Consider the following 20,268-nt stretch of genomic DNA (forward strand, 5'->3'; position numbering starts at 1 on the left):
ACCCCGCAACCCGATCCGCTCATGCAACGTACTCTCCGACAACCGCCGCGCCGTCTCCGTCACCCGATCCAACGGCCGCAACGCCCGATCAGCCATCAAATAGCCGAGCACGAACGCGATGATCCCGATCACGATCATGATGACCACCGAGGACCGCAGCATCTCGTCGAGCACGCCGTCCGCCCGCTGCTGGACGTTCACCTTCTCGAAGACCATGTCGCTCTTGACGGAGCCCTCCTGCACGGGCCCGGCCCGCTCGCCGACGATCCTCATGGCCTTCGCGGGGAACTGCTGGTCCAGCGCCTGCCCGGTGATCAGGTACGTCGACCAGAGCAGCAGCGATCCGGCGACGAAGAACGAGCCGCCGTACAGGAGCGTGAGCCGCATCCGGAGCCCCAGCCGGTTCCATGGGCGCACCCGACCCACGGCAGGGCCGTCAGGCTCCGTCACGACCAGCACCCCTTCCGCTCTGGGTAGAGGATGACGGACCACGTGTCAGCCCGGAGTAAGCCGGTCCCGCGTTCCCCGGACGGTTGATGCCGATTCCGCGCCGACCATCCCGGTTTCCGTACGGTCGATGACGTGACCATCAACCGGCAGGCATCCGAACAGGACGGCACACTCCTCAAGAACCGCGACTTCACGCTCTTCTGGACCGGGCAGAGCATCAGCGACCTGGGCGCGGCGGTGACGACGCTGGCGGTCCCCCTCGTGGCCGTCACCATGCTCCGCGCCACCACCTTCGAGGTGGGGGTGCTGACCGCCTGCGCCACCGCCGCCTGGCTGGTCATGACGCTGCCCGCCGGGATGATCGTCGACCGCGTCGCCAAGCGCCCGCTGATGATCGGCTGCGGCGTGGCGCGGGGCGCGGTGGTGGCCTCGATCCCCGTCGCGGCGGCGCTGGGCCATCTGACGATCAGCCACCTGTACGCAATGGCCTTCCTCGTGGGCTCGATCAACGTCGTCTTCGAGATCGCCTGCCAGAGCTACCTGCCGGTCCTGCTGTCGCGGCGGCGGCTCATCGAGGGCAACGGCAAGATCGCCACGACCAACGCGGTGGCCCTCGCCGTCGGCCCCTCCCTGGCGGGCGGCCTGATGACACTGCTGCACACCGCGGCTCGGGTGATGATCGTGGACTGCCTCTCGTACGTGATCGGCATCGCGTCCCTGCTGCTGATCCGCACTCCCGAACCACGGCCCGCCGTCCGCGAGCCCCGGAGCATGCGCAAGGCGGCGGCCGAGGGGATCACCTTCGTCCTGGGGCACCCAGTGTTGCGGCGCGTCGTGGCGTGCAGCGCGATCTCCAACCTCTGCGACGCCATGATCACCACCCTCGTCGTCGTCTTCGTGCTCGGCGACCTCGGCGCCGATCCCGCCACGCTCGGACTGGTGCTGGGGCTGGGCAGCGCCGGCGGGATCGTGGGCGGCGTGCTCGCCACGTCGTTCGCGAGGTGGGTGGGCCCGGCCAGGGCGTTATGGGCGGGCAAGCTGTGTCTTGGAGGGTTCACGCTGCTCATCCCGCTCGGCGGGCCCGGCTGGGGAGTGCTGGCCGTGGCGGCGGGGCTGTTCTCCTCGCGCTTGTCCACCGTCGCGTACAACGTGCTGCAGATCACCTACCGGCAGTCGATCTGCCCGCCCGAACTGCTCGGCCGGATGAACGCGAGCATCCGGTGGCTGATCCGTGGCGCCATGCCGTTCGGCGGCCTGCTGGCGGGCACCCTTGGCGCCTGGCTCGGCGCCCGCACGACCCTGGCGGTCGCGGTGACCTGCTCGTGGCTCGCGGTGCTCTGGCTGGTGTTCTCACCGCTGCGGCGGCAGCGGGACATCGCGCTCACGCCGGATTGGTCTTGATCACTTTCCCCTTGGTGTCGGCCACCAGGTAGCCCGTCCGGTTGTACTTGTCGCTCACATAGACCAGCAGCGACTCGCGGGCACCCACGAACGCGAAGGCGGGGTCCACGACGATGTAGTGGGTGGTGGGCTTGCGGATGCCCAGAGTTTGGTCCGCCTTGCGGAGCAGGGCGGGCAGGGCGTCCCAGTTGAACTTGCTCAGGTCCACCGGATCCTGGTTCGTGGTGCTGCCCCCGATCTGGGGAGCGGCTTGGCCGTCGCGGTACATGAAGTTTTCGTAGACGCCCTTCTCCCCCTTGACCGGCGCCTGGACGCTCGCGTACTCGGGGTAGATCACCATTCTGATGACCTTGGTGCCGCCCATCACCGGCTTCAGCTTGGCGATCGCGGTCCGGATCCCTGCGGGGGTCAGCAGGTTGCCCGGGTCGCCGGCCGACTCGGTGGCGGTCTCGGTGGGCTTGGGCGTGGTCTTGCTCGTGGTCTTCCGCCCGGATTTGGTGGCGGTGCTGGTCGGCTGCCCGGACCCGGTGGAGCGCGGGTCGTCGGCGGCGTCGCCGTTCAGTATCGGAGGCAGGAACGTCCACACCAGCACGCCGACCACCACGACCACGGCGGCGGACACCGCGACCATGGCCGGGTGCGCGCCGCGCTTCGATCGGCGGGTGGCGCCGCTGACCGAGCGCGGGAGCGGCGGGCTGGTGTTCATCTGGGCGTACTGCGGGCCGGTCGGCCGCGAGCCCATGGGCGGCTGCGGGCCCATGGGTGAGTACGGGCCTAAAGGCGAGTGCGGGCCCATAGGCGAGTGCGGGTACGGCGCACCGCCGGTCGGCTGTGGGTACGGTGTGCCCCCGGTCGGCTGTGCGCCCATGGGCGGCTGCGGAAGCGGTGGGCCCGGGGCCCAGGCCGGCGGCGCGAGCGGCATCGACGCGGGGGCCTCGATCACCGAGGCGAGCATGCGGTCCAGCGTCTCGGCGTCGGGCCGGGCCGCCAGGTCGCGCGTGAGCACGTAGCCGAGCACGGGACCGAGCGCTCCGGCCCGCTGCGGCGGCGGCACGTCCTGGTTGAGCACCGCGGCCAGCGTCGCCAGCGTGGTGGCCCGGCGCAGCGGATGGCGGCCTTCGACGGCGACGTACAGCAGCATCCCCAGGGACCACAGATCCGAGGACGGGTCGCCCTCGTAGCCGTTGATGCGTTCCGGCGCGATGTACTCGGGCGAGCCGATGAACGAGCCGGTCGCGGTCAGGCTGGTGGACTCGCGTACCGCGGCGATGCCGAAGTCGGTCAGCACCGACCGGCCGTCCGGCCGTAGCAGGACGTTGGCGGGCTTGACGTCGCGGTGCTGGATGCCGACGGCGTGCGCGGCCCGCAGCGCGGAGAGGATCTCGCGGCCGAGGCGGGCGGTCTCGTGCGGCGTCATCGGGCCGCGTTCGAGGCGCCCCTGGAGCGATCCACCGGAGACCAGCTCCATGACGAGCCACGGATAGCCGCTGTCGCCGTTGTCCACGATGTGGTGGATGGTCACGACGTGCGGGTGGTTGAGCCGGGCCAGGGCGCGGGCCTCGCGGAGCACCCTGGCCCGCAGGTCGCGGGCAGCCTCGGGATCGCGCTCGTCCATGTCCGGGTCGGGCGGGCGCACCTCCTTGAGGGCGACCTCCCGGTGCAGGGCCACGTCCCAGGCCCGCCATACCAGGCCCATGCCGCCGCCGCCGAGCCGTTCCACCAGCTCGAACCGGTCGTCGATCACCCGTCTGCGCATGCAGAGCAGCGTACGCTGTCGGCCTGGCCCAGGATGGGCCGTCTCATATACGGATTTTCGGCCATTTGTCGCTGCTCACCGGCCGTTCAGCCCGGCGCCTTGCGGCTGAGATGCTCCCAGGCGCGGTACACCTCCGTACGAGCCTGGTCCATCTGCTGCACGAGGTCGAAGGAGTGGCTACCGACGATCAGCCGCGGCGGCGGCTCCGGAAGATCGACCAGCTCCATGATGACGGGCGCTGCCGTGCTCGGAGCGGGTCCGGCGTCCTCGCCCCACATCTCGGCCAGCTTCGTCCGCAGAGGCTCGTACTCGGGAAGGTGCTCGGTCACCGTGGTGCCGACCGTGAACAGTCCGGTGTCGTACCCGCCCGGCTGCACGATCGTGACCTTGATCCCGAACGGCTCGACCTCCATCGCCAGCGCCTGGCTGACCGAGTCGAGGGCCGACTTGCCCGCCGCGTACAGGCCGACCGAGGCGAATCCCCCACCGGAGCCCATCGAGGTGACCTGCAGGATGTGCCCGGAGCCCTGCTTGCGCAGGTGGGGGACCACGGCCTGGGCCACCCAGATCGCGCCGAAGAAGTTGACGTCGAAGTGCGCCCTGATCTGCTCCTCGGTGGCCTCCTCCAGCATGCCGAACAGGAACCCGCCGGCGTTGTTCATCACGACGTCCAGCCGCCCGAAGGCCGCCGCCGCCCGGTCCACGCCGTCCCGCACCGCCGCGCGGTCGGAGACGTCCATCACCAGGCGTACGAGGCGGCCCGGATGCTCCTCGGCCAGCTCCGCGAGCGGATCGACGTTGCGCGCCGCCGCAACGACCCGGTCTCCGGCGGCCAGCGCCGCCTCCGCGAACGCCCGGCCCAGACCCCGGGACGCCCCGGTGATGAACCACACTCGGGTGCTCGTCACTGGCCCCACCTCCTCGACTTCAAGACGAGACGGTTCGTCTCGCCGTGAACACAGCTTGCCCGATCTCATCAATTCCGTCAAGACGGAACGTCTCGTCTCCCCGCACTGCTATCCTCACCTGCATGTCCAACGCCAAGCAGCCGGACCCCGGCCGCCGCAACGAACGGTCGCGCCAGGCGATCCTCGACGCGGCGCGCGAGCTCGTCACCGAGGTGGGGTACGCGAAGGTCACGATCGAGGCCATCGCCGCGCGGGCGGGGGTGGGCAAGCAGACGATCTACCGGTGGTGGCCGGGCAAGGGCGCGGTGGTCTTCGACTCCTTCCTGACGCTCAGCGAGGGAGTCGAGGGCTTGGCTCTGCCCGACACCGGTGACATCGAGGCCGACCTGAAGATGGTCATGCGGGCGACCGTCGCCGAGTTCGCCGATCCGGCCTTCGAGGCGCCGATCAGGGCGCTCAACACGGAGATCATCCACGATCCGAAGCTCGCCGCCCAATACCGCGAGAAGCTGGCCGGACCCGTCGACGAGGCCAAGAAGGAGCGGCTGCGCAGTGCGCAGCGGGCGGGCCAGTTCGCCGTGGACGCCGATCTCGATCTGGCACTCGAACTGCTCTACGCCCCCCTCTACCAGCGCTGGCTGCACCGTTCCGGGCCGCTCACACCCGAGTACGCCGACGCCCTGGTGGAGCTGACGCTCAAGGCGTTCCGCCCCCTGGAGTAGTGCGGGCCCTACCCCCAAGTAGCCCGGCAGCCTGACTGATCTTGAAGGCCGGAGACCCAAGGATTAGGACATCACCCCAGATAAAGAGGAGATGTCCAAAATGCGGAAGTACCTCGCAGCAGCCGCGGCCGCCGTCGTGCTCCTGAGCGCCGCCTCTCCGGCCATGGCCGCCGTCGCCACCACTGAAGGCGTCCAGCAGCAGGTCGACCGGCTGACCAAACAGGATGGCCTGACCGGCGCGGTGGTCTCGGTGCGCGACACGAACGGCCGCACCACCACGTGGACCTCCGGCACGGCCCAGCGTGGCACCGGCAAGCCGATGGTCGGCGCCGACGGAAGGTTCCGCGTGGCCAGCGTGACCAAACCGGTCATCGCGGTGACCGTGCTGCGCCTGGCCGCCGAGGGCAAGGTGGACCTGGACGAGCGGGTCGAGCACTACCTGCCCGGCTCGCTCGACGGCCGGGCGATCACCGTCCGCCAGCTCCTCCTGCACACCAGCGGCCTGCCCGAGTACTTCGACCTGGTCGACTGGACCAAGCCCGCGATCCCCGCCGACCACCTCGCGCTGGCGATGACCCGCGAGCCCGTGGGCAAGCCCGGCGAGCGCTGGTTCTACTCCAACACCAACTTCCTGGTCGCGGGCATGCTCATCGAGAAGGTGACCGGCAAGGACTTCCGCCGGGTCACCGAGGACACCGTGCTGCGCGGCCTGCCCGGTACGTACTGGCCCAAGAACGGCGAGCTGGACATCCGTGGCGAGCACGCACACAACTACGGCGTGAACCCGATAGACCCGAAGGGCGGCGAGACGGACATCACCCAGCTTCCCGGCTACGGCTTCGGGGCGGGCGGCGGGCTGGTCTCCACGCCGGCGGACCTGAACCGGTTCTGGCAGGCCATCCCCCAGCGGACGCTGCGGACCATGCTCACCGGCACGGTCCCCGCCACCGACCCGGCGGGCAGCCGGTACGGCCTGGGGCTGTACACCTACCCGCTGAGCTGCGGCCTCGCCTTGATGCACGACGGCGGCCTGCCGGGCGTACGGGTGCTCAGCGGGCGGAACCGGGCGGGCCGGGCGGCGACCGTGTACGTCACGGGCACCCCGAAGGACGACCGGCACCTCTTCGCCGCCTTCGACACCGCCCTGTGCTCCCCGGCGAAGTAAAGCGGTTCAGCCCACGTGGACGTGCGGTCTGCGTACCGGGTCGGGCTCCGCCTTGCGGAGGACCTCGCGGGTGAGGGGCGGCACGTCGCCGCCCCCGAAGACCAGGTAACGCAGCATCGCCACGACCGGGTTGCCCTCGGTCCAGTGGAAGTAGATGTGCGGTACGCCGCCGGTCCGGTCCCGCAGGTAGAGCAGGAGCGCGGCCAGCGCGTTGGGCACCGCCGAGCTCTCGATCTTCAGGATCTTGTGGCCGTACCGCTCCTCGCCCTGGACGTGCAGCTCGGTCTCGAACTCCGACGCGTCCGGCACCGTCACCTCGACGAACAGGACCGGCTCGTTGCTGCGCAGCCGGTGGGTGATCCACGTCTCGCGGAGCTTGTCGTTGTACTCGGCCTGGTCGCGCTGCTGCGGCTCGTTCGCGATCACATGGATGTCGCCGCACGCCTCATTGACGAACTCCTCGGCCAGCGGGTCCAGGTGCACCTCGGTGACACGCAGCTCCGTGGAGCGCGTCGCCCGCGAGATCACCGACAGGCTGACGATGGCGGCGATGAAGAAAGATGCGATCTTCACACCGTCCGGCCGCTCGAAGACGTTGTCGATCAGCGTGTACGCCAGCACCGCCGAGATCACGCCGAACCCGGCCGTCGCCGCGTGCTGGCGTTTCTTCCTGGCCGACAGCGTCACGGCGACCGCCGCCGACAGCATGAGCACCAGCACACCGGTGGCGTACGCGCCGCCCTGGGCGTCGACGTCGGCGTCGAAGATGATCGTGATGGCGAACGCGATGGCGGAGAAGACCAGCACGAGGGGCCGCACGGCCCCGGTCCACTCCGGCGCCATGCCGTACCGGGGCAGGTAACGCGGCACCAGGTTGATCAGGCCCGCCATCGCCGACGCGCCGGCGAACCAGAGGATCGCGATCGTGCTGATGTCATAGACGGTGCCGAACCAGTTGCCCAGATAATCGTGGGCCAGGTACGCCAGCGCCCGCCCGTTGGCCTTGCCGCCCTCCGCGAACTCCTCGTGCGGGATGAGCACGGTGGTCACGAAGCTGGAGAAGATCAGGAACACACTCATGATCAATGCCGCTGTGGTGAGCATCCGCCTGGTGCCGGCGATCCGCTCCTCGATGCCGCCCTTGATCACCGGCATCACGGCGACGCCGGTCTCGAACCCGGACATGCCCAGCGCGAGCTTGGGCATGACCAGCAGCGACAGCCCGATCATCGCCAGCGGGCTGCTGTAGCTCACGCTCAGCGCGCTCTCCCAGTCCCACACCAGGCGTGGCGCCTGGAGTACGTGCACGATCCCGGTCGCCACCACCACCGCGTTCAGTCCCAGATAGACGAAGACGAGCGGGACGGCGATGGCGATCGCCTCGGTGAACCCCATCAGGAACACCCCACCGAGCAGGGCCAGCAGCACCAGCGTGACGATCACCCGCTGCCCGGCCAGGAAGTCCGGCATGAACGGGTTCTCCAGCAGGTGCGCGGTGGCGTCGGCGGCCGACAGCGTCATCGTGATCACGAAGTCGGTGGCCGCGAATCCGAGCAGGGCCAGCACGAAGAACTTGCCCCACCACTGCGGGGCGAGCTTCTCCAGCATCGCGATCGAGCCCTGCCCGTACGGGCTCTCTGCGGCCACCCGTCGATAGACCGGCAACGCGCCCAGCAACGTCAGGGCCACCAGGAACAGCGTGGCCAGCGGCGACAGCAGTCCGGCCGCCAGCACGGCGATGCCCGGCTGGTAACCCAGCGTGGAGAAGTAGTCGACACCCGTCAGGCACATCACCCGCCACCACGAGTGCTTCACGTGCGGGCCGTGCTCGATCTGCTTGCGGTCGGTCTGCAGCCCTTCGAGCAGCCACGACCGCAGTGTTCCCTCAGTAGCGACCGGCCGTTTCGCCAGCACCATCCCGGTCACCCTCCATCAATATCGTGCACTACGACACTAGTGACGGCAGATGGGTGTTTCGCCTGGTGAGGGCGTCAAGAAAACGTATATATCGCGCCAGAGCGGCCAGGAGTACTGATGTGAAAACGACCGGCTATGTAACACGGTCGCTCACAGCCACTTTGAGCTGGGATCCACTGGCCGGAGCAGGCGGACTGGGGGTGATCCTGCAGGCTCCTTTGTAACACTGGACAACGTGAGAATCACATGCCAATGTTAGGCCGCTTCAGCAGCCGCGTACCCCTTGGAGCTGGCATGACCCTGCCCGCCGCGCTCGCCGACATCCTGCGTGACCCGCCCCGGGCGTACTCGCCCGCGGCCATCTGGTGGTGGAGCGGCGAGCGGTTGAGACGTGACCGGCTGCGCTGGCAGTTGGAACGGTTCGCCGAGGGCGGCGTGTGGAACCTCGTGATACTCAACCTGGCGCCGTCGGGGCCGATGTTCGGCTCCGACGCCGACGATCCGCCGTTCTTCTCCGAGGAGTGGTGGGCCCTGCTGGAGCAGGTGTGCGCCGACGCCGAGGAGCTGGGGATCTCCCTGTGGTTCTACGACCAGCTCGGCTTCTCGGGCGCCGACCTCCAGGCCCGGCTGGTCGATGAGGAGCCCCGCTTCGCCGGCCGCTGGCTGGCCGCCGACGGCTCGGTGACCACCCGCGGTTTCGACTACCTGTCCGCGGACGCGTGCGCGGTGCTGATCGACCGGGTGCACGGCGAGTTCGAGCGCCGGCTGGGGCACCGGCTGGGCGGGGTCATCGCCGGCTCCTTCCAGGACGAGCTGCCCGCGGTCCCGACCTGGTCGGGCACCTTCGCCGTGGAGTTCGAGAAGCGCCGGGGCTACGACCTCACCCCGCACCTGCCACTGCTGTGGGCGGACGGCGCGGGGGCGGGCGAGATCCGCCGCGACTACCAGCGCACCCGCGCCGAGCTGGCGGAGGAGGCGTTCTTCCGGCCGCTCGCCGAGTGGCACGCCCGCCACGGCCTGCTGAGCGGCTGCGACCAGCAGGATCCCGCCCGTGCCGGTCATCCGGTGGAGGGCGTGCAGCTGTACGCCGACTACGCGCGTACGCACCGCTGGTTCAGCGCGCCGGGCTCGGACCATCATGGTGACGCGCGGGTGCATTCCTCGCTGGCCCACCTGTACGACCGGCCACGCACCTGGATCGAGGCGTTCCACTCCAGCGGGTGGGGCGGCACGCTGGAGGAGACCTTCGACTGGCTGCTCCCCTGGCTGCGGGCCGGAGCCACCCTGTACAACCCGCACGCCGTCTACTACACGACCAAGGCGGGGTGGTGGGAGTGGGCGCCGCCCGCCACGGACTGGCGCCAGCCGTACTGGCGGCACCACCGCGTCTTCGCCGACGCCGTCACGCGGTTGTGCGCGGCCCTGTCCCTGGGCCGGCACGCCTGTGACCTGGCGGTCCTCATGCCCACCGCGACGGTCCAGGCGGACACGCGGCTCGACGGGGTGGGGGCGGAGGCCGCGCGGGCGCAGGAGGTCTACCGCGAGATCGTGGGGGAGATGGCCTGGTTTCGGATGCTTCCTGGCGTCCTGGACCGGCTCGGGCTGGACGCCGACGTGATCGACGACGACTCGGTCCAGCGGGCCACCGTCCGGCGGGGCCAGTCCGACGGCGCGCGGCTGGAGGTCGCGGGCGAGTCCTATGCCGGGATCGTGCTTCCCGCGTGCACGACGCTCGATCCGGCCACGGAAGAGGCGCTCGTGGCGTTCGCCGATCGGGGTGGGCTGGTCGTCGCCGTCGGCGCGCGGCCGGAGGGGCCGCTGCGCTCGCGTGTTCGCTTCGCCGCGACGACGGCCGATCTCGGTCCGCTGCTGTCGCCGCTGCGCCGGGTCGAGGCGCCGGTTCCCCCGCTGGTGCGGGAGTTCGACGGCGCCACCATCGTCTACCTCCAGGCCACCTTCCCCATGGCGAGCCATGTGTCGGTCGAACGGCCGGGCGACCGCGGCATCGACCAGGGCTGGGACTCGGCCACCATCGACTTCGACCCCGGCCGATACGCCGCCGAGATGCCGGTGAGAGTGCGTGGGGTCTCCGGGACGCCGCTGCTGGTGGACCCGTTCGGCGGCGGGGTGCGCGCGCTGCCGTACACGGTGGAGGGCGAGTACACGGAGGTCGTCGTGCCGTTCGACGCGGGCCCCGCCGCATTGCTCGTCTTCACGGGCGAGCGGGACCAGCAGGACGGGACGGGCCAGCAGGGCGAGCGGGGCGTGCAGATGGCGGGAATCGAACCCGCGTCCCCCATGAGGGAGCTCGATCTCGGCACCGGCTGGGAGATGGAGCTCGTACCCACCCTGGACGACACCTGGGGCGACCTCGGCCACTCCGGGCCGGTCCTGCATCGCTGGGAGGTCGAGCACCGGGTGGACGGCCTGAAGTGGCGGCCCGCGTACGCGACGTTCGGCTCGCACGGCAGCCTGCGGACCGACGGCGAGGAGTGGCGGCCCGCGGTGTACTCGACCTCGCGCGGCATCAGGAAGGACCCCATCCACCGCCTCGACCTCGGGCCCAAGGGGCACGTGCCGGAGGAGTTCCTGGACTTCGGGCAGGTGGCCATGGGGCGAAGTGCCCGGTTCAGGGCCGAGCTGACCGTGCCGGAGCACGGGTTCCTCGCCGTCGGCGCCGCCGCCGCCAAGGCGGTGCGGATCGACGGCCATGACGTCGACCTGGACGACAGGGGCTACCTGGCGCTGGCCCGCCGGCCTCTCTCACCCGGCAGTCACCTGCTGGAGGTCCGGCTGGTGCCCGAGGACGACGGGTGGCTGCGCGCGCACGTCGCCGTCGTGACCGACCCCGAACCCTACCTACGCCCGGAATGGATCACCGGTCCGGCGGGCCCGGCCGAGCTGACCGCCGCGTTCACGCCGAAGGGGACGGTGCTCCAGGTGGCCTCGATGACGGCCTGCCAGGTGCTGGTCAACGGGGTGGAGGTGGGCCGGCAGGGCGGCTTCGACCCGTACGCCGACCACCGCAAGGCCCGCGTCCGCCGCTACGACCTGGCCGGGGTGCTGCGGCCCGGCGCGAACGAGGTGACCGTCCGGGTCGGCGACGGCGCCGAGCCGGTCCTGGTCGACGGCTGCGTCACCTCCGGGCCCGGCTGGTGGGCGGTGCACGACGGCGAACGGGTCGCGGCCGAGATCCACCGGACGCAGTACCGCGACCCCGCCGCCCTGCACCTGCCGCGCCGCCCGCACCCCCTCCCCGATACCTCCTGGCTGTCAGGAGACCGGAACGAACCGGCCGCCCCCACGTCACCGGCCGCGTCCTCAGCCGTGCCAGCCGTGTCCTCGGTCGTGCTGCCGACCGTGCTGGCCGAGCCGGGCACGGCGGGGCGGGTCGAATGGCTGCGCTTCCAGGTCCCGCCGGGCGCCATCGCCCTCCGGGTGCCCTTGCGCGGCGCGGCCGAGCTGCTGATCGACGGTCAGCCGGCGGCGGAGGGCACCGGCCGCCTGGAGGTGTCCCTCGACGGCCGGACCGGGCCGCGCGAGGCCCTGCTGCGCGTCATGACCGAGGCCGGGCACACCGGCGGCGCAATCCTCACCGGGCCGATCGAGATCGAGACCGGGACCGGCCCGATCGAGCTGGGCGACTGGGAGCGTTCGGGCCTGCCGGAGTACAGCGGCGGCGTCCGCTACCGCCGCACCGTCCATCTCGACGAGCGCCCGGACACCGCTCTCCTGGACCTCGGCCGGGTGCGCGGCACCGCGGAGGTGCGGGTCAACGGCCGGCCGTGCGGGGTCAGGGTGTGCTCGCCGTACCGGTTCGACGTCGGCGCGGCGCTACGGGAGGGTGAGAACACGGTCGAGGTCGAGGTGTACGGCACGCTCGCGCCGCATCTCGACGCGGTCAGCCCCACGCATTTCGTCTTCCCCGGACAGCGGGTGAGCGGCCTGCACGGCCCGGCCCGCCTGCTGCTCGGTTAGTGCTCCAGTGACAGGCTCTTATGACGGTCGATCCGCGGCCGTCATCTGTCACAGCCGCCGTCCCTGTTCGGGCGGATCCGCGGCCGGCGTACCTCCCGCAGGCCCTTGTACGCGTACGGGTCGGCGCCGGCGACCAGGACGATGTCGCGGTGGTCCGCCTGCGCCATGGGCGTCCCCGTTGGGGGAACGTCCCATGGCAACAGGGACTCGGCGCTCATGTAGTGATTGACCAGGGCCCGCCGATAGCCGTTCCTGGCGGTGTTGGGCAGCGACTTGTGCAGCAGGTAGCCGTTGAACACGACCGCGGAGCCGGCCGGGACCTCCACGGGCACCGCGTCGGAGTCGTCGAACGGGAAGCCGTAGGACTCCACCGTGCAGTCGTAGCGCGGATCATCGTGCTCACGGTTCGGGTACACCACGCCGGATCGGTGTGAGCCGGGCAGCACCCAAAGGCAGCCGTTCTCGACGGTGGCGTCGTCGAGCGCGAGCCAGACCGCCGTGAGCGAACGGTCGCGGGTCGGGATGAACATCTCGTCCTGATGCCAGGCCTGTCCCGGCTCCCCTTCGGACTTGATGAACAGCATGGACTGCATGGACTTCACGTTCGGGCCGATGATCGTGGTGAGCGGTGCGACGATCGCCGGATGGCGCATGGCGGCGAGCATCACTTCGGAGAGTTTGTGGGGGTAGTGGACGCAGAGGAAGCGGCGAAGGACGTCGTCGTCGGTGTCGGCGGGCCCGGCGGGGAGCGCCCCCTGGACGTCGCCGAGTTCGCCGCGGCAGATGCGGACGGCCTCTTCGACCAGCTTGTCGACCTCACCGGGGCTGAACGCGTCCCGGAGGACGAGAAAGCCGTCGCGCTCGTATGTGCTCTTCAGCTCGGTGTTCGTCACGCCGTACCACCTTTCTCGAAGAAGTCGACCTCGCCGCGTTCCATGAGGACGATGAGGCTCAGCAGCGCGCCCCAGGTCTGGAACGGCTCGCTGTTCGGCTTGTCGCACGCGCCGCCGTGGCTGCTGGAGTAGTTCTCGTGCACGTGGCGGTGCTGGTTCCATTCCTTCAGCACCAGCCTGGAGCTGCCTTCGGCGAGCCACTCGGCGGCGGAGCGTTCCCCGGCGCGCAGCAGTCCCAGATAGACGAGGAAGTTCACCGGCGGCCACGCCCGTCCCGACCAGTAGGTGCCTTCGCGAAGGTCGATCGGCTCGCTGCGCGGTGAGGTCGGCAGCACCCATTCGCCGCCGAAGCCGTCGTCGGCCATCAGGTGCCCGGACACCATGCGCCGGGTCCGTTCGCCCGTGCCGACGCCGGCCAGCAGGGGGTAGAAGCTCATCGTGGACAACCGCTCGGTCGGCAGCCCGGTGTCGGTGCGCCTGCTGCGGTAGATGCCGCTCGGCTCGTCCCACAGCGATTCCATCGCCGCCACGACGGCCGCGTGCCGCTCGCGCAGTTCCGCCGCGGCCGCCCGGTCGCCGAGGACGTCGGCGATGTCGGCGAGTGCCTCGCAGTCGGCCGCGTACAGGCTGTTCAACCCCACATCGTGGGCGGCGAGCAGGCTCTTGGTCTGGTCGAAGGGCACGTCTTCGAAGACCGGGTGCCCGTCCCAGCCGCTCTCGCAGGTCGCGCCGAAGTGCTGGTGGATGCGGGGAACGTCCTGCGGCGAAGGGAACTCGGGGTCGAAGTACGTCGAGCCGACGCACAGCAGGTCGCCGTCCCTGCGCACCCGCCACCACCAGCGATTCCAGGACAGCAGCGGCTCGAAGGTCTCCTCCAGGAACCACCGGTCGCCGAACCTTCGGTAGAGCTCGCGGGTCACCAGCGAGCCCACCGGTGGCTGGGATCCGTCGTAGGTCTTGCGGCCGGTGCCCTGCTCGACGTTCGGGACGAAGCCCTCCGGCGTCAGGGCCCGCAGCATCTCGACGGTGTTGACGTAGGCGAGTTCCTTGCTCGACACGGCGGCCAGCAGCGCGTTGAAGAAGGCGTCCCAGCAGAACAGGGCGTAGCCGCCGCGCTTGCCGACGTTCCAGAGCCGGCTGACGGTCGTGAGCACGCGGGACCGCGCGGGTTCGTAGATCGTGTTCCAGGAGATGGCGTCCCTGACGATCTCGCGGTGCTGCGCCATGGGGTCGGTGCCGGCCGTCCCGATCTCGGTGGCGGCGCGGGCGACGATCTCCGCGATCTCCGGCAGGTCACGGGCGCGGCCGGTGCTGATCCCGACGGCGCCGGTCAGCTCCATCGCCAGGTACGGCCCGTCGATGTCGGTGTAGGGGTCGTCGACGTGCGGTGCCGTGCAGAAGACCGGTACGGTCCCGCCGGGTCCCTCGGCGGTGATCCGGTCGCCCTCGCGGGTGACGGAGCCGGGCCGGTTCCACAGGTAGCCGACACCGACGGTCAGCAGCGCGCTCTTGGGCTGGTTGGCGGTGGGCGTCACCAGCACGACCAGGTCGTCGCCCACATGCGCCGTCCGCACCCGGATCGTGATGCCCGCCCACGTAACGGTCGTCTCGGTGAAGCTGCCGTCATAGGCGTGGCGGCCCAGCGTGACGGTCTCCGCGCCCTCGGTGCGGCGGCCGATCTGAGCGGTACGCAGTGAGGTTCCCCGGTAGTACTCCTTCAGGCCGAGGGACAGGCCCAGGGCGTCGGGGAGGAGAACGTGGGTGAGCACGCTGCGCGTGTCCCAGGTGTTCCAGCCCTGGGCGAGCGCGGCCTGGATACGGGCGTAGTTCGTCATGCGTTCCCTCTCACCGGAATCCACACCCGCATGGCGTGCGGGCCGCGGTTGGCCCAGGCGTAGTAGGGGATCAGCGTGATGTCCGTGGACCGCGCCGACGGGACCGGCTGCCCGTACGGCCGGTAGGAGGACTCAGCTGGTCCCTGGGCGAGCGCGCCGTTCGCCCGGAGCACGATCACGCCATCGAGCAGGTCCGGCCGGTGTTCGAGCCGCAGCGGCGTGGCGGGATCGAGGCGGATGTCCTCCAGGACGACATCGGACGGCTGGTCGGGCTGTTCGATCGCGTAGACCAGCGGCCCACGGGTGACGGCGACGCACCCGCGCGTGGCGTCCACGCGGTCGTCGGCCGCCAGGAGCCGAGGGGGCATGGGCATCCGCAGCAGCACCCGATCGCCGGGCTGGAACACCCGGCGCGTGCGGGCGTAGCCGCCGGGCGCCACCGGCTTGTCGTCCACGGTGGACCCTTCGGCCCAGTCCGGTACGCGCAGCGCCAGCTCCACCTCCCACCGCGGCGCCTCTTGTACGGTCACCGTGACCAGGCCGTCCGTTGGGTACTCGGTGTCGATGGTGACGGTGAGCCCACCCGAGCTCAGCGTGCTCTGGGCGTACAGGTGCACCTGCAGCCCGTCTTCCGTGCCGGTCGCCAGGTATGCGGGCAGGCCCGCCAGCGTACGCATCACGTTGGGCGGGCAGCAGGCGCAGTTGAACCATGGACGGCGGCCGTACGCCGGTGCCCGCTGCACGTCACCCCGTGCGCCGGTCCGCCGGTGAAGCGTGTTGACGTAGAAGTAGTCCGCTTCGCGAAGCGATACCGCGGGCAGCAGGGCGTTGTACAACAGCAGTTCGATCTGGTCGGCGTAGGCGGAGTCCCCGGTGGCCAGCAGCAGCCGCCACGCCCACTGCATCGTCCCGATCGCGGCGCAGGTCTCGGCGTACGCCCGATCGGGCGGCAGCTCGTACGCTTCGCCGAACGCCTCGCCATCCCAGCGTGAGCCGACCGCGCCGGTGACGTGTTGCTTCTGACGGCGCATCGTGTCGTACTGCCGGCGCACCGCGGCCAGCAGTTCGGCGTCGCCGGTCTCGATGGCGACGTCGGTGGCGCCCGCGGCGAAGTAGACGGCGCGCACGGCGTGCCCCTCCACCGTCTCCGCTTCGCGTACGGGAAGCCGGTCGGAGTAGTGGGCGGGGTCGCCGTAGTGCGAGGGATCGAAGCCCGGTTTCGCGGCCCGGCCGTGCCCGCGGGCTTCGACGAAGTGCCGGGCCAGCTCCAGGTACCGTCGCACACCCGTCTGCCGGTACAGCTCGACGAGCGCCATCTCCACCACGGGGTGCCCGTCCAGCTCACCGCGCCGATCGGGGCCGAAGGTGTCGGCGAGATGGTCGGCGAACCGGGTGGCGACCTCCAGCAGCTGGACCTGGCCGGTCGCCCGGGCCGCGGCCACCGCCGCCTGGATCAAGTGGCCCGCGCAGTAGAGCTCGTGGCTCATCCACAGTCGCGCGTACCGTTCCTCGCCGCGAACCTGGATGGCGGAGTTGAGGTATCCGTCTTCGCGTTGCGCCGCCGCGATCGTCCGGCTGAGCTTGAGCAGGTGGTCCAGCAGCCCTTCGTCGGGGCTGCGCGCGTACTCCCAGGCGAGCGCCTCCAGCCATTTGTAGACGTCGGAGTCCCGGAAGCTGGCCCCCTCGGCCGTGCCGGTGGACTCCCCCGCGGCGATCCGGAGATTGCCGATGCTGCCCGCCTGGACCAGCCGTTCGTGTCCGAGCCGGATCGCGGCCCGGTTGGCGTCCAGCCGCCGCGCCCAGAAACCGCCGGTCACCCGGTTGGCGGAGAGCGGGCGCAGGACCACCGCGGCGGTCGGGCCGGGTACGGCCGTCACGATGACACCTGTCTGCGGAACCGGACGGCGTCGGCGATGACCACACCGTCGGCCGCGTCGCTGAGCTCGACATATCCGTCGATGCCGGCTTTGAAGGAGAAGGTGCCCACAGACGTCCATTCGCCCATGCGGACGTCGGGCACACCGCGCACCCGCTGGTTGACGGCCACCGGAGTCGCGCCTTCGGCGTGGTGGACGACGTACGTGGCGTTGGTCGCCCGGTTGGGGTCGGCCGCGTAGGAGACGAGCACCTCGTACCGGTCGTCGCCCGGGAGCGCCGGTCGCCACCGCGCGACGTTGGCTCCGGTGCCGCGAGCGTGCGTGAGGTAGTTGAATCCGTAGTAGCCGGTGACGCCTCTGCTGCTCGGCCAGGTGCCGGTGGCGTCGAAGCCGAGCCCACCGTTGTCGACGGTGACCTCCTCGCGGACGTCCGGCGCGGCGGCTGCCTGGACGAGGCTCAGCTGGTCGAGTGAGATGGCCGTGCCACCACCCCGGCCGGCGCCGGCCAGCGTGAAGCGGATGGTGTGCCGGCCGGGCCGCAACCGCATCCGGTCCAGCAGAGCGACGTCGTAGCCGTTGCCGCGAAAGGCCGTCAGATCCAGCGTGGAGTTGTGCGGTGTCTTCCCGTCCACGGTCACCGTCATGAGGCCGCCGTCCCCGGATCGGTAGTAACGCAGCCATAATTCCTGCTCACCGCCGTGGGTGACGATGAAGGGATATTCGATGAAGTCCCCGGTCGCGGCGGGGGCGAAGGCCGCGCGGGCACCGCCGCGCGCGGTGGCTTCGCGGACCACTGACACTGTGCCGCCTGACCGGTGGGCATGGACGGCGGTGTGACCCAGGTCGTGCGTCTTCTCGGTCAGCTTCGGGCCGGTGGCCAGGCTGTCCCGGCCCTGCGTCAGCCACTCCAGGTTGAACCGGGCGGCGGCCACGCGCCGCGGGGTGCCGTCGAGGTCGCCGTCGCAGCCGTACAGGAGAACGATCGTGCCGTCGGACAGGCGCGCCAGATCCGAGTAATACCCCCGGCCAGGGTTGACGGAGCGGCTGTATCTGAAGGAGTCGCCCTCGTCGTAGCTCACCGCGACCGTCATGTTCCAGCGCATCGGCGCGTCGGGACGGCTGAACAGCACGCGGTTGACGCCTCGGCTGCGCGGTCCGCCGGTGTAGCGGGTGAGGCCGGTGTCGACGCCGTTGAAGAGTCCGGGGCTGAAGTCCATGGTGGGGGGTGACCAGGTCAGACCGCCGTCCCCGCTGACCGCGATGTCGCGAGGCCAGTCGTTGCCCGAGCCGGGCCGGCTGTTCATCAGCACCGTGCCGTCGTCGCGCTGCACCAGCCTGGCCTCCCCCACGGTGGGATAGCCCGCGCCCATCGGCACCTCACCGCCGGCCTGCCACGTGCGGCCGTGGTCATCGCTGTAGACGGTCGAGGCGCCGTAGTGGCGATCGGCGGTGGGGACGCCGGTGATGATCGTGCGGTGGGAGACGGTGAGGAGCAGCCGGCCCGAGTCGAGCTGGATGCCGTGACCGGGCCCCGGACCGTGCATCGCCCAGTTGTACGGGAAGTGGTCGAAGAGACCGGCCAGGCTGCGCGGTTCGCCCCAGGTGGCGCCGCCGTCCTTGCTGGAGCTGACGTACATCGTGCTGGAGTCGGCGGAGCAGCTCGTGTTCTCCGGCAACTGCACGCAGAGCCCGTAGAACAAGAACACCTCGCTCGTCGTCCGGTCCACCACGAAGGTGGGGTTGGACCAGGACTGGCCGTCGACGGAGAGCGCCACCGCCTGGAACGGGCTCCACGTCTGTCCCTTGTCGGTGCTGCGGCGGATGAGCAGGTCGTGCGGTCCGGCGTCGCACACCAGGTGCCGGCCTTCGGTGCAGGCCAGGATCGTGTCGTCGGGCAGTACGGCGAGGGCGTGCACGTGGTAGCTGGCCAGCGGATCCACGGCGGTGTCCCACAGAGTGGACTCCGCGAAGAACGGTGCGGCGCCGGCTGGGGAAGCAGCGGCGGGGGAAGGCAGGGCGGCCGTGGCGGCCCCTGCGGCGAGGCCGAGGGCGAACGTCCGCCGGCTGATGGGAAAGGTCATGCGGCTCTCCTCGGGTCAACCTCCTGAGGACAGGACTGGACGGTACCTGCGATCTTTCCCGGACACCAGACGCTAATGGGTATTAGTAATTGCCCTCGATTGCAGAGAGCGCGTTCTCGCCCAGGTCCATTGACATTTCACAGAATCGAGAGCCAGACTTTGCGATCACTGTGTTAGGCGCATTAGCAGGGGGCTCGGATGAGTCGCGGACCGGTGCGAAAACCTACTCAGGCCGACATCGCGCGCCTCGCGGGCGTCAGTCAGGCCACCGTCTCGCTCGTGCTGAACGAGCGGAACGACGTCCGGATCAGTCCGACGACCCGAGAGCGAGTGCTGGCGGCGATCCGCGAATGGGGCTACGTCGCCAACCCGTCGGCCCGATCCCTCGCCGGCGGCCAGAACAAGATCATCGGAGTGCACACCTTCGAACCGGTCTTCCCGACGACCAGCGTGGACTTCTACTTCCCGTTCCTGCTCGGCATGGAGCAGGCAGCCGCGGACCTCGGCTACGACCTGCTGATGTTCACCAGCGGCGGTGGCGAGCGGCAGGTCTTCCGTGACGGGACGACCCGGTTGTCACTCGCGGACGGCGCGCTGCTGCTCGGGCGTGACCCGAACGTCGAGGAGATCGAACGGCTGCGCGACACCGGCTACCCGTTCGTCTACGTGGGACACCGGGAGGTATCCGGAGTGCCGATCTCCTATGTGGCGGCCGACTACGCCGGAGCGACCCAGCAGCTCACTGAACAGCTGTTCGAGCTGGGCCACAGGCGGATCGCCTACGCCCGCATCGGCGACGGCGGGGCGCAGCCCAGCCGAGATCGGGAGAAGGGATTCCAGCGAGCGATGCCCGCCGGGGAAGCCAGGCGGCTCACCGGTCCGGTATGGACGCTGAAGTCCGCCGACGATGTGCCGGGTCTGCTGGCGGAGATCCGGCACGGCGACATCACCGCCGTGGTGGCGGAGCAGATCCTCCTGGCAGAGGAGCTTCTGACCTGCGCGCAGCGGCACGGAATGTCGGTCCCGGACGATCTGAGCATGGTCGTGCTGGGTGACTCCACCGGCGCGTCCCGCACCGACACGCCCTGGACCGGCCTGGTCGTCCCACGCGAGCAGATGGGCCGGCAAGCCACCCACCTGCTGGTGCGCCTGCTGGAGGCGCCCGAGCCGGAGGCCCGCAGAGAATACGTCAAATGCCCCCTCATTCCGGGCGCGACGGTGGCACCACCAAGGAGATAGCAGTGACCAAGCCCGCAGCCGTCGGCTGGAACATCTGGGACGACAC

General features: G+C 70.3%; 12 protein-coding genes and 1 pseudogene. 5 read left to right on the plus strand and 8 right to left on the minus strand.

Annotated features, from left to right (window positions below):
• Window positions 1-450, minus strand: a pseudogene (locus tag AB0L53_RS57340) (hypothetical protein); the annotation flags it as partial.
• A 132-nt stretch (window positions 451-582) separates the two neighbouring features.
• Here AB0L53_RS57340 and AB0L53_RS57345 point away from each other — a divergent pair.
• Window positions 583-1,851 (plus strand): MFS transporter, encoded by a 1,269-nt coding sequence (locus AB0L53_RS57345; RefSeq protein WP_364014946.1) that lies wholly within the window; start codon window positions 583-585, stop codon window positions 1,849-1,851.
• Here the strand turns inward: AB0L53_RS57345 and AB0L53_RS57350 are convergent.
• A complete protein-coding gene (locus AB0L53_RS57350; protein ID WP_364014949.1) occupies window positions 1,832-3,607 on the minus strand; it encodes a protein kinase in 1,776 nt (591 codons plus the stop codon). The genes AB0L53_RS57345 and AB0L53_RS57350 overlap by 20 nt on opposite strands.
• Before the next feature lie 86 nt (window positions 3,608-3,693).
• Window positions 3,694-4,515 carry an SDR family NAD(P)-dependent oxidoreductase gene (locus tag AB0L53_RS57355; RefSeq protein WP_364014952.1) on the minus strand — a complete coding sequence of 274 codons (822 nt, stop codon included), beginning with the start codon at window positions 4,513-4,515 and terminating at the stop codon, window positions 3,694-3,696.
• Between the two features lie 122 nt (window positions 4,516-4,637).
• Between AB0L53_RS57355 and AB0L53_RS57360 the strand changes: the two genes are divergently transcribed.
• Complete coding sequence (locus tag AB0L53_RS57360; protein ID WP_364014955.1) at window positions 4,638-5,237, plus strand: TetR/AcrR family transcriptional regulator; 600 nt, start codon at window positions 4,638-4,640, stop codon at window positions 5,235-5,237.
• Window positions 5,238-5,337: 100 nt separating this feature from the next.
• Complete coding sequence (locus AB0L53_RS57365; RefSeq protein ID WP_364014958.1) at window positions 5,338-6,402, plus strand: serine hydrolase domain-containing protein; 1,065 nt, start codon at window positions 5,338-5,340, stop codon at window positions 6,400-6,402.
• Between the two features lie 6 nt (window positions 6,403-6,408).
• Here AB0L53_RS57365 and AB0L53_RS57370 read toward each other — a convergent pair whose 3' ends face one another.
• The gene (locus AB0L53_RS57370; protein ID WP_364014961.1) at window positions 6,409-8,319 is read right to left on the minus strand and encodes an amino acid transporter; all 1,911 of its coding nucleotides are present in this window, start codon (window positions 8,317-8,319) and stop codon (window positions 6,409-6,411) included.
• Between the two features lie 294 nt (window positions 8,320-8,613).
• Here AB0L53_RS57370 and AB0L53_RS57375 point away from each other — a divergent pair, with 294 nt between their 5' ends.
• Window positions 8,614-12,297 carry a glycosylhydrolase-like jelly roll fold domain-containing protein gene (locus AB0L53_RS57375; protein ID WP_364014964.1) on the plus strand — a complete coding sequence of 1,228 codons (3,684 nt, stop codon included), beginning with the start codon at window positions 8,614-8,616 and terminating at the stop codon, window positions 12,295-12,297.
• 41 nt (window positions 12,298-12,338) lie between these two features.
• On the opposite strand, the gene AB0L53_RS57380 is transcribed toward AB0L53_RS57375, so the two are convergent.
• Genes AB0L53_RS57380 through AB0L53_RS57395 form a run of 4 tightly spaced genes read right to left on the minus strand, consistent with a single transcriptional unit; the run spans window position 12,339 to window position 18,983 of the window.
• Window positions 12,339-13,190: a phytanoyl-CoA dioxygenase family protein gene (locus AB0L53_RS57380; protein WP_364014966.1), complete on the minus strand. Its 852-nt coding sequence runs from the start codon at window positions 13,188-13,190 to the stop codon at window positions 12,339-12,341.
• Window positions 13,187-15,025 (minus strand): trehalase family glycosidase, encoded by a 1,839-nt coding sequence (locus AB0L53_RS57385; RefSeq protein ID WP_364014969.1) that lies wholly within the window; start codon window positions 15,023-15,025, stop codon window positions 13,187-13,189. The genes AB0L53_RS57380 and AB0L53_RS57385 overlap by 4 nt, the downstream gene beginning before the upstream one ends.
• Window positions 15,022-16,902, minus strand: a complete 1,881-nt coding sequence (locus AB0L53_RS57390) for a beta-L-arabinofuranosidase domain-containing protein (protein ID WP_364014972.1) — start codon at window positions 16,900-16,902, stop codon at window positions 15,022-15,024. Before AB0L53_RS57390 ends, AB0L53_RS57385 begins: the two co-directional genes overlap by 4 nt.
• A complete protein-coding gene (locus AB0L53_RS57395; RefSeq protein WP_364014975.1) occupies window positions 16,899-18,983 on the minus strand; it encodes an exo-alpha-sialidase in 2,085 nt (694 codons plus the stop codon). Before AB0L53_RS57395 ends, AB0L53_RS57390 begins: the two co-directional genes overlap by 4 nt.
• A 213-nt stretch (window positions 18,984-19,196) precedes the next feature.
• On the opposite strand from AB0L53_RS57395, the gene AB0L53_RS57400 reads away from it, so the two are divergent.
• Window positions 19,197-20,222 (plus strand): LacI family DNA-binding transcriptional regulator, encoded by a 1,026-nt coding sequence (locus AB0L53_RS57400; protein ID WP_364014978.1) that lies wholly within the window; start codon window positions 19,197-19,199, stop codon window positions 20,220-20,222.
• Window positions 20,223-20,268: the final 46 nt, after the last annotated feature.

Origin of the sequence: Nonomuraea sp. NPDC052129 (assembly GCF_040680095.1) — a bacterium.
Lineage (GTDB): Bacteria > Actinomycetota > Actinomycetes > Streptosporangiales > Streptosporangiaceae > Nonomuraea.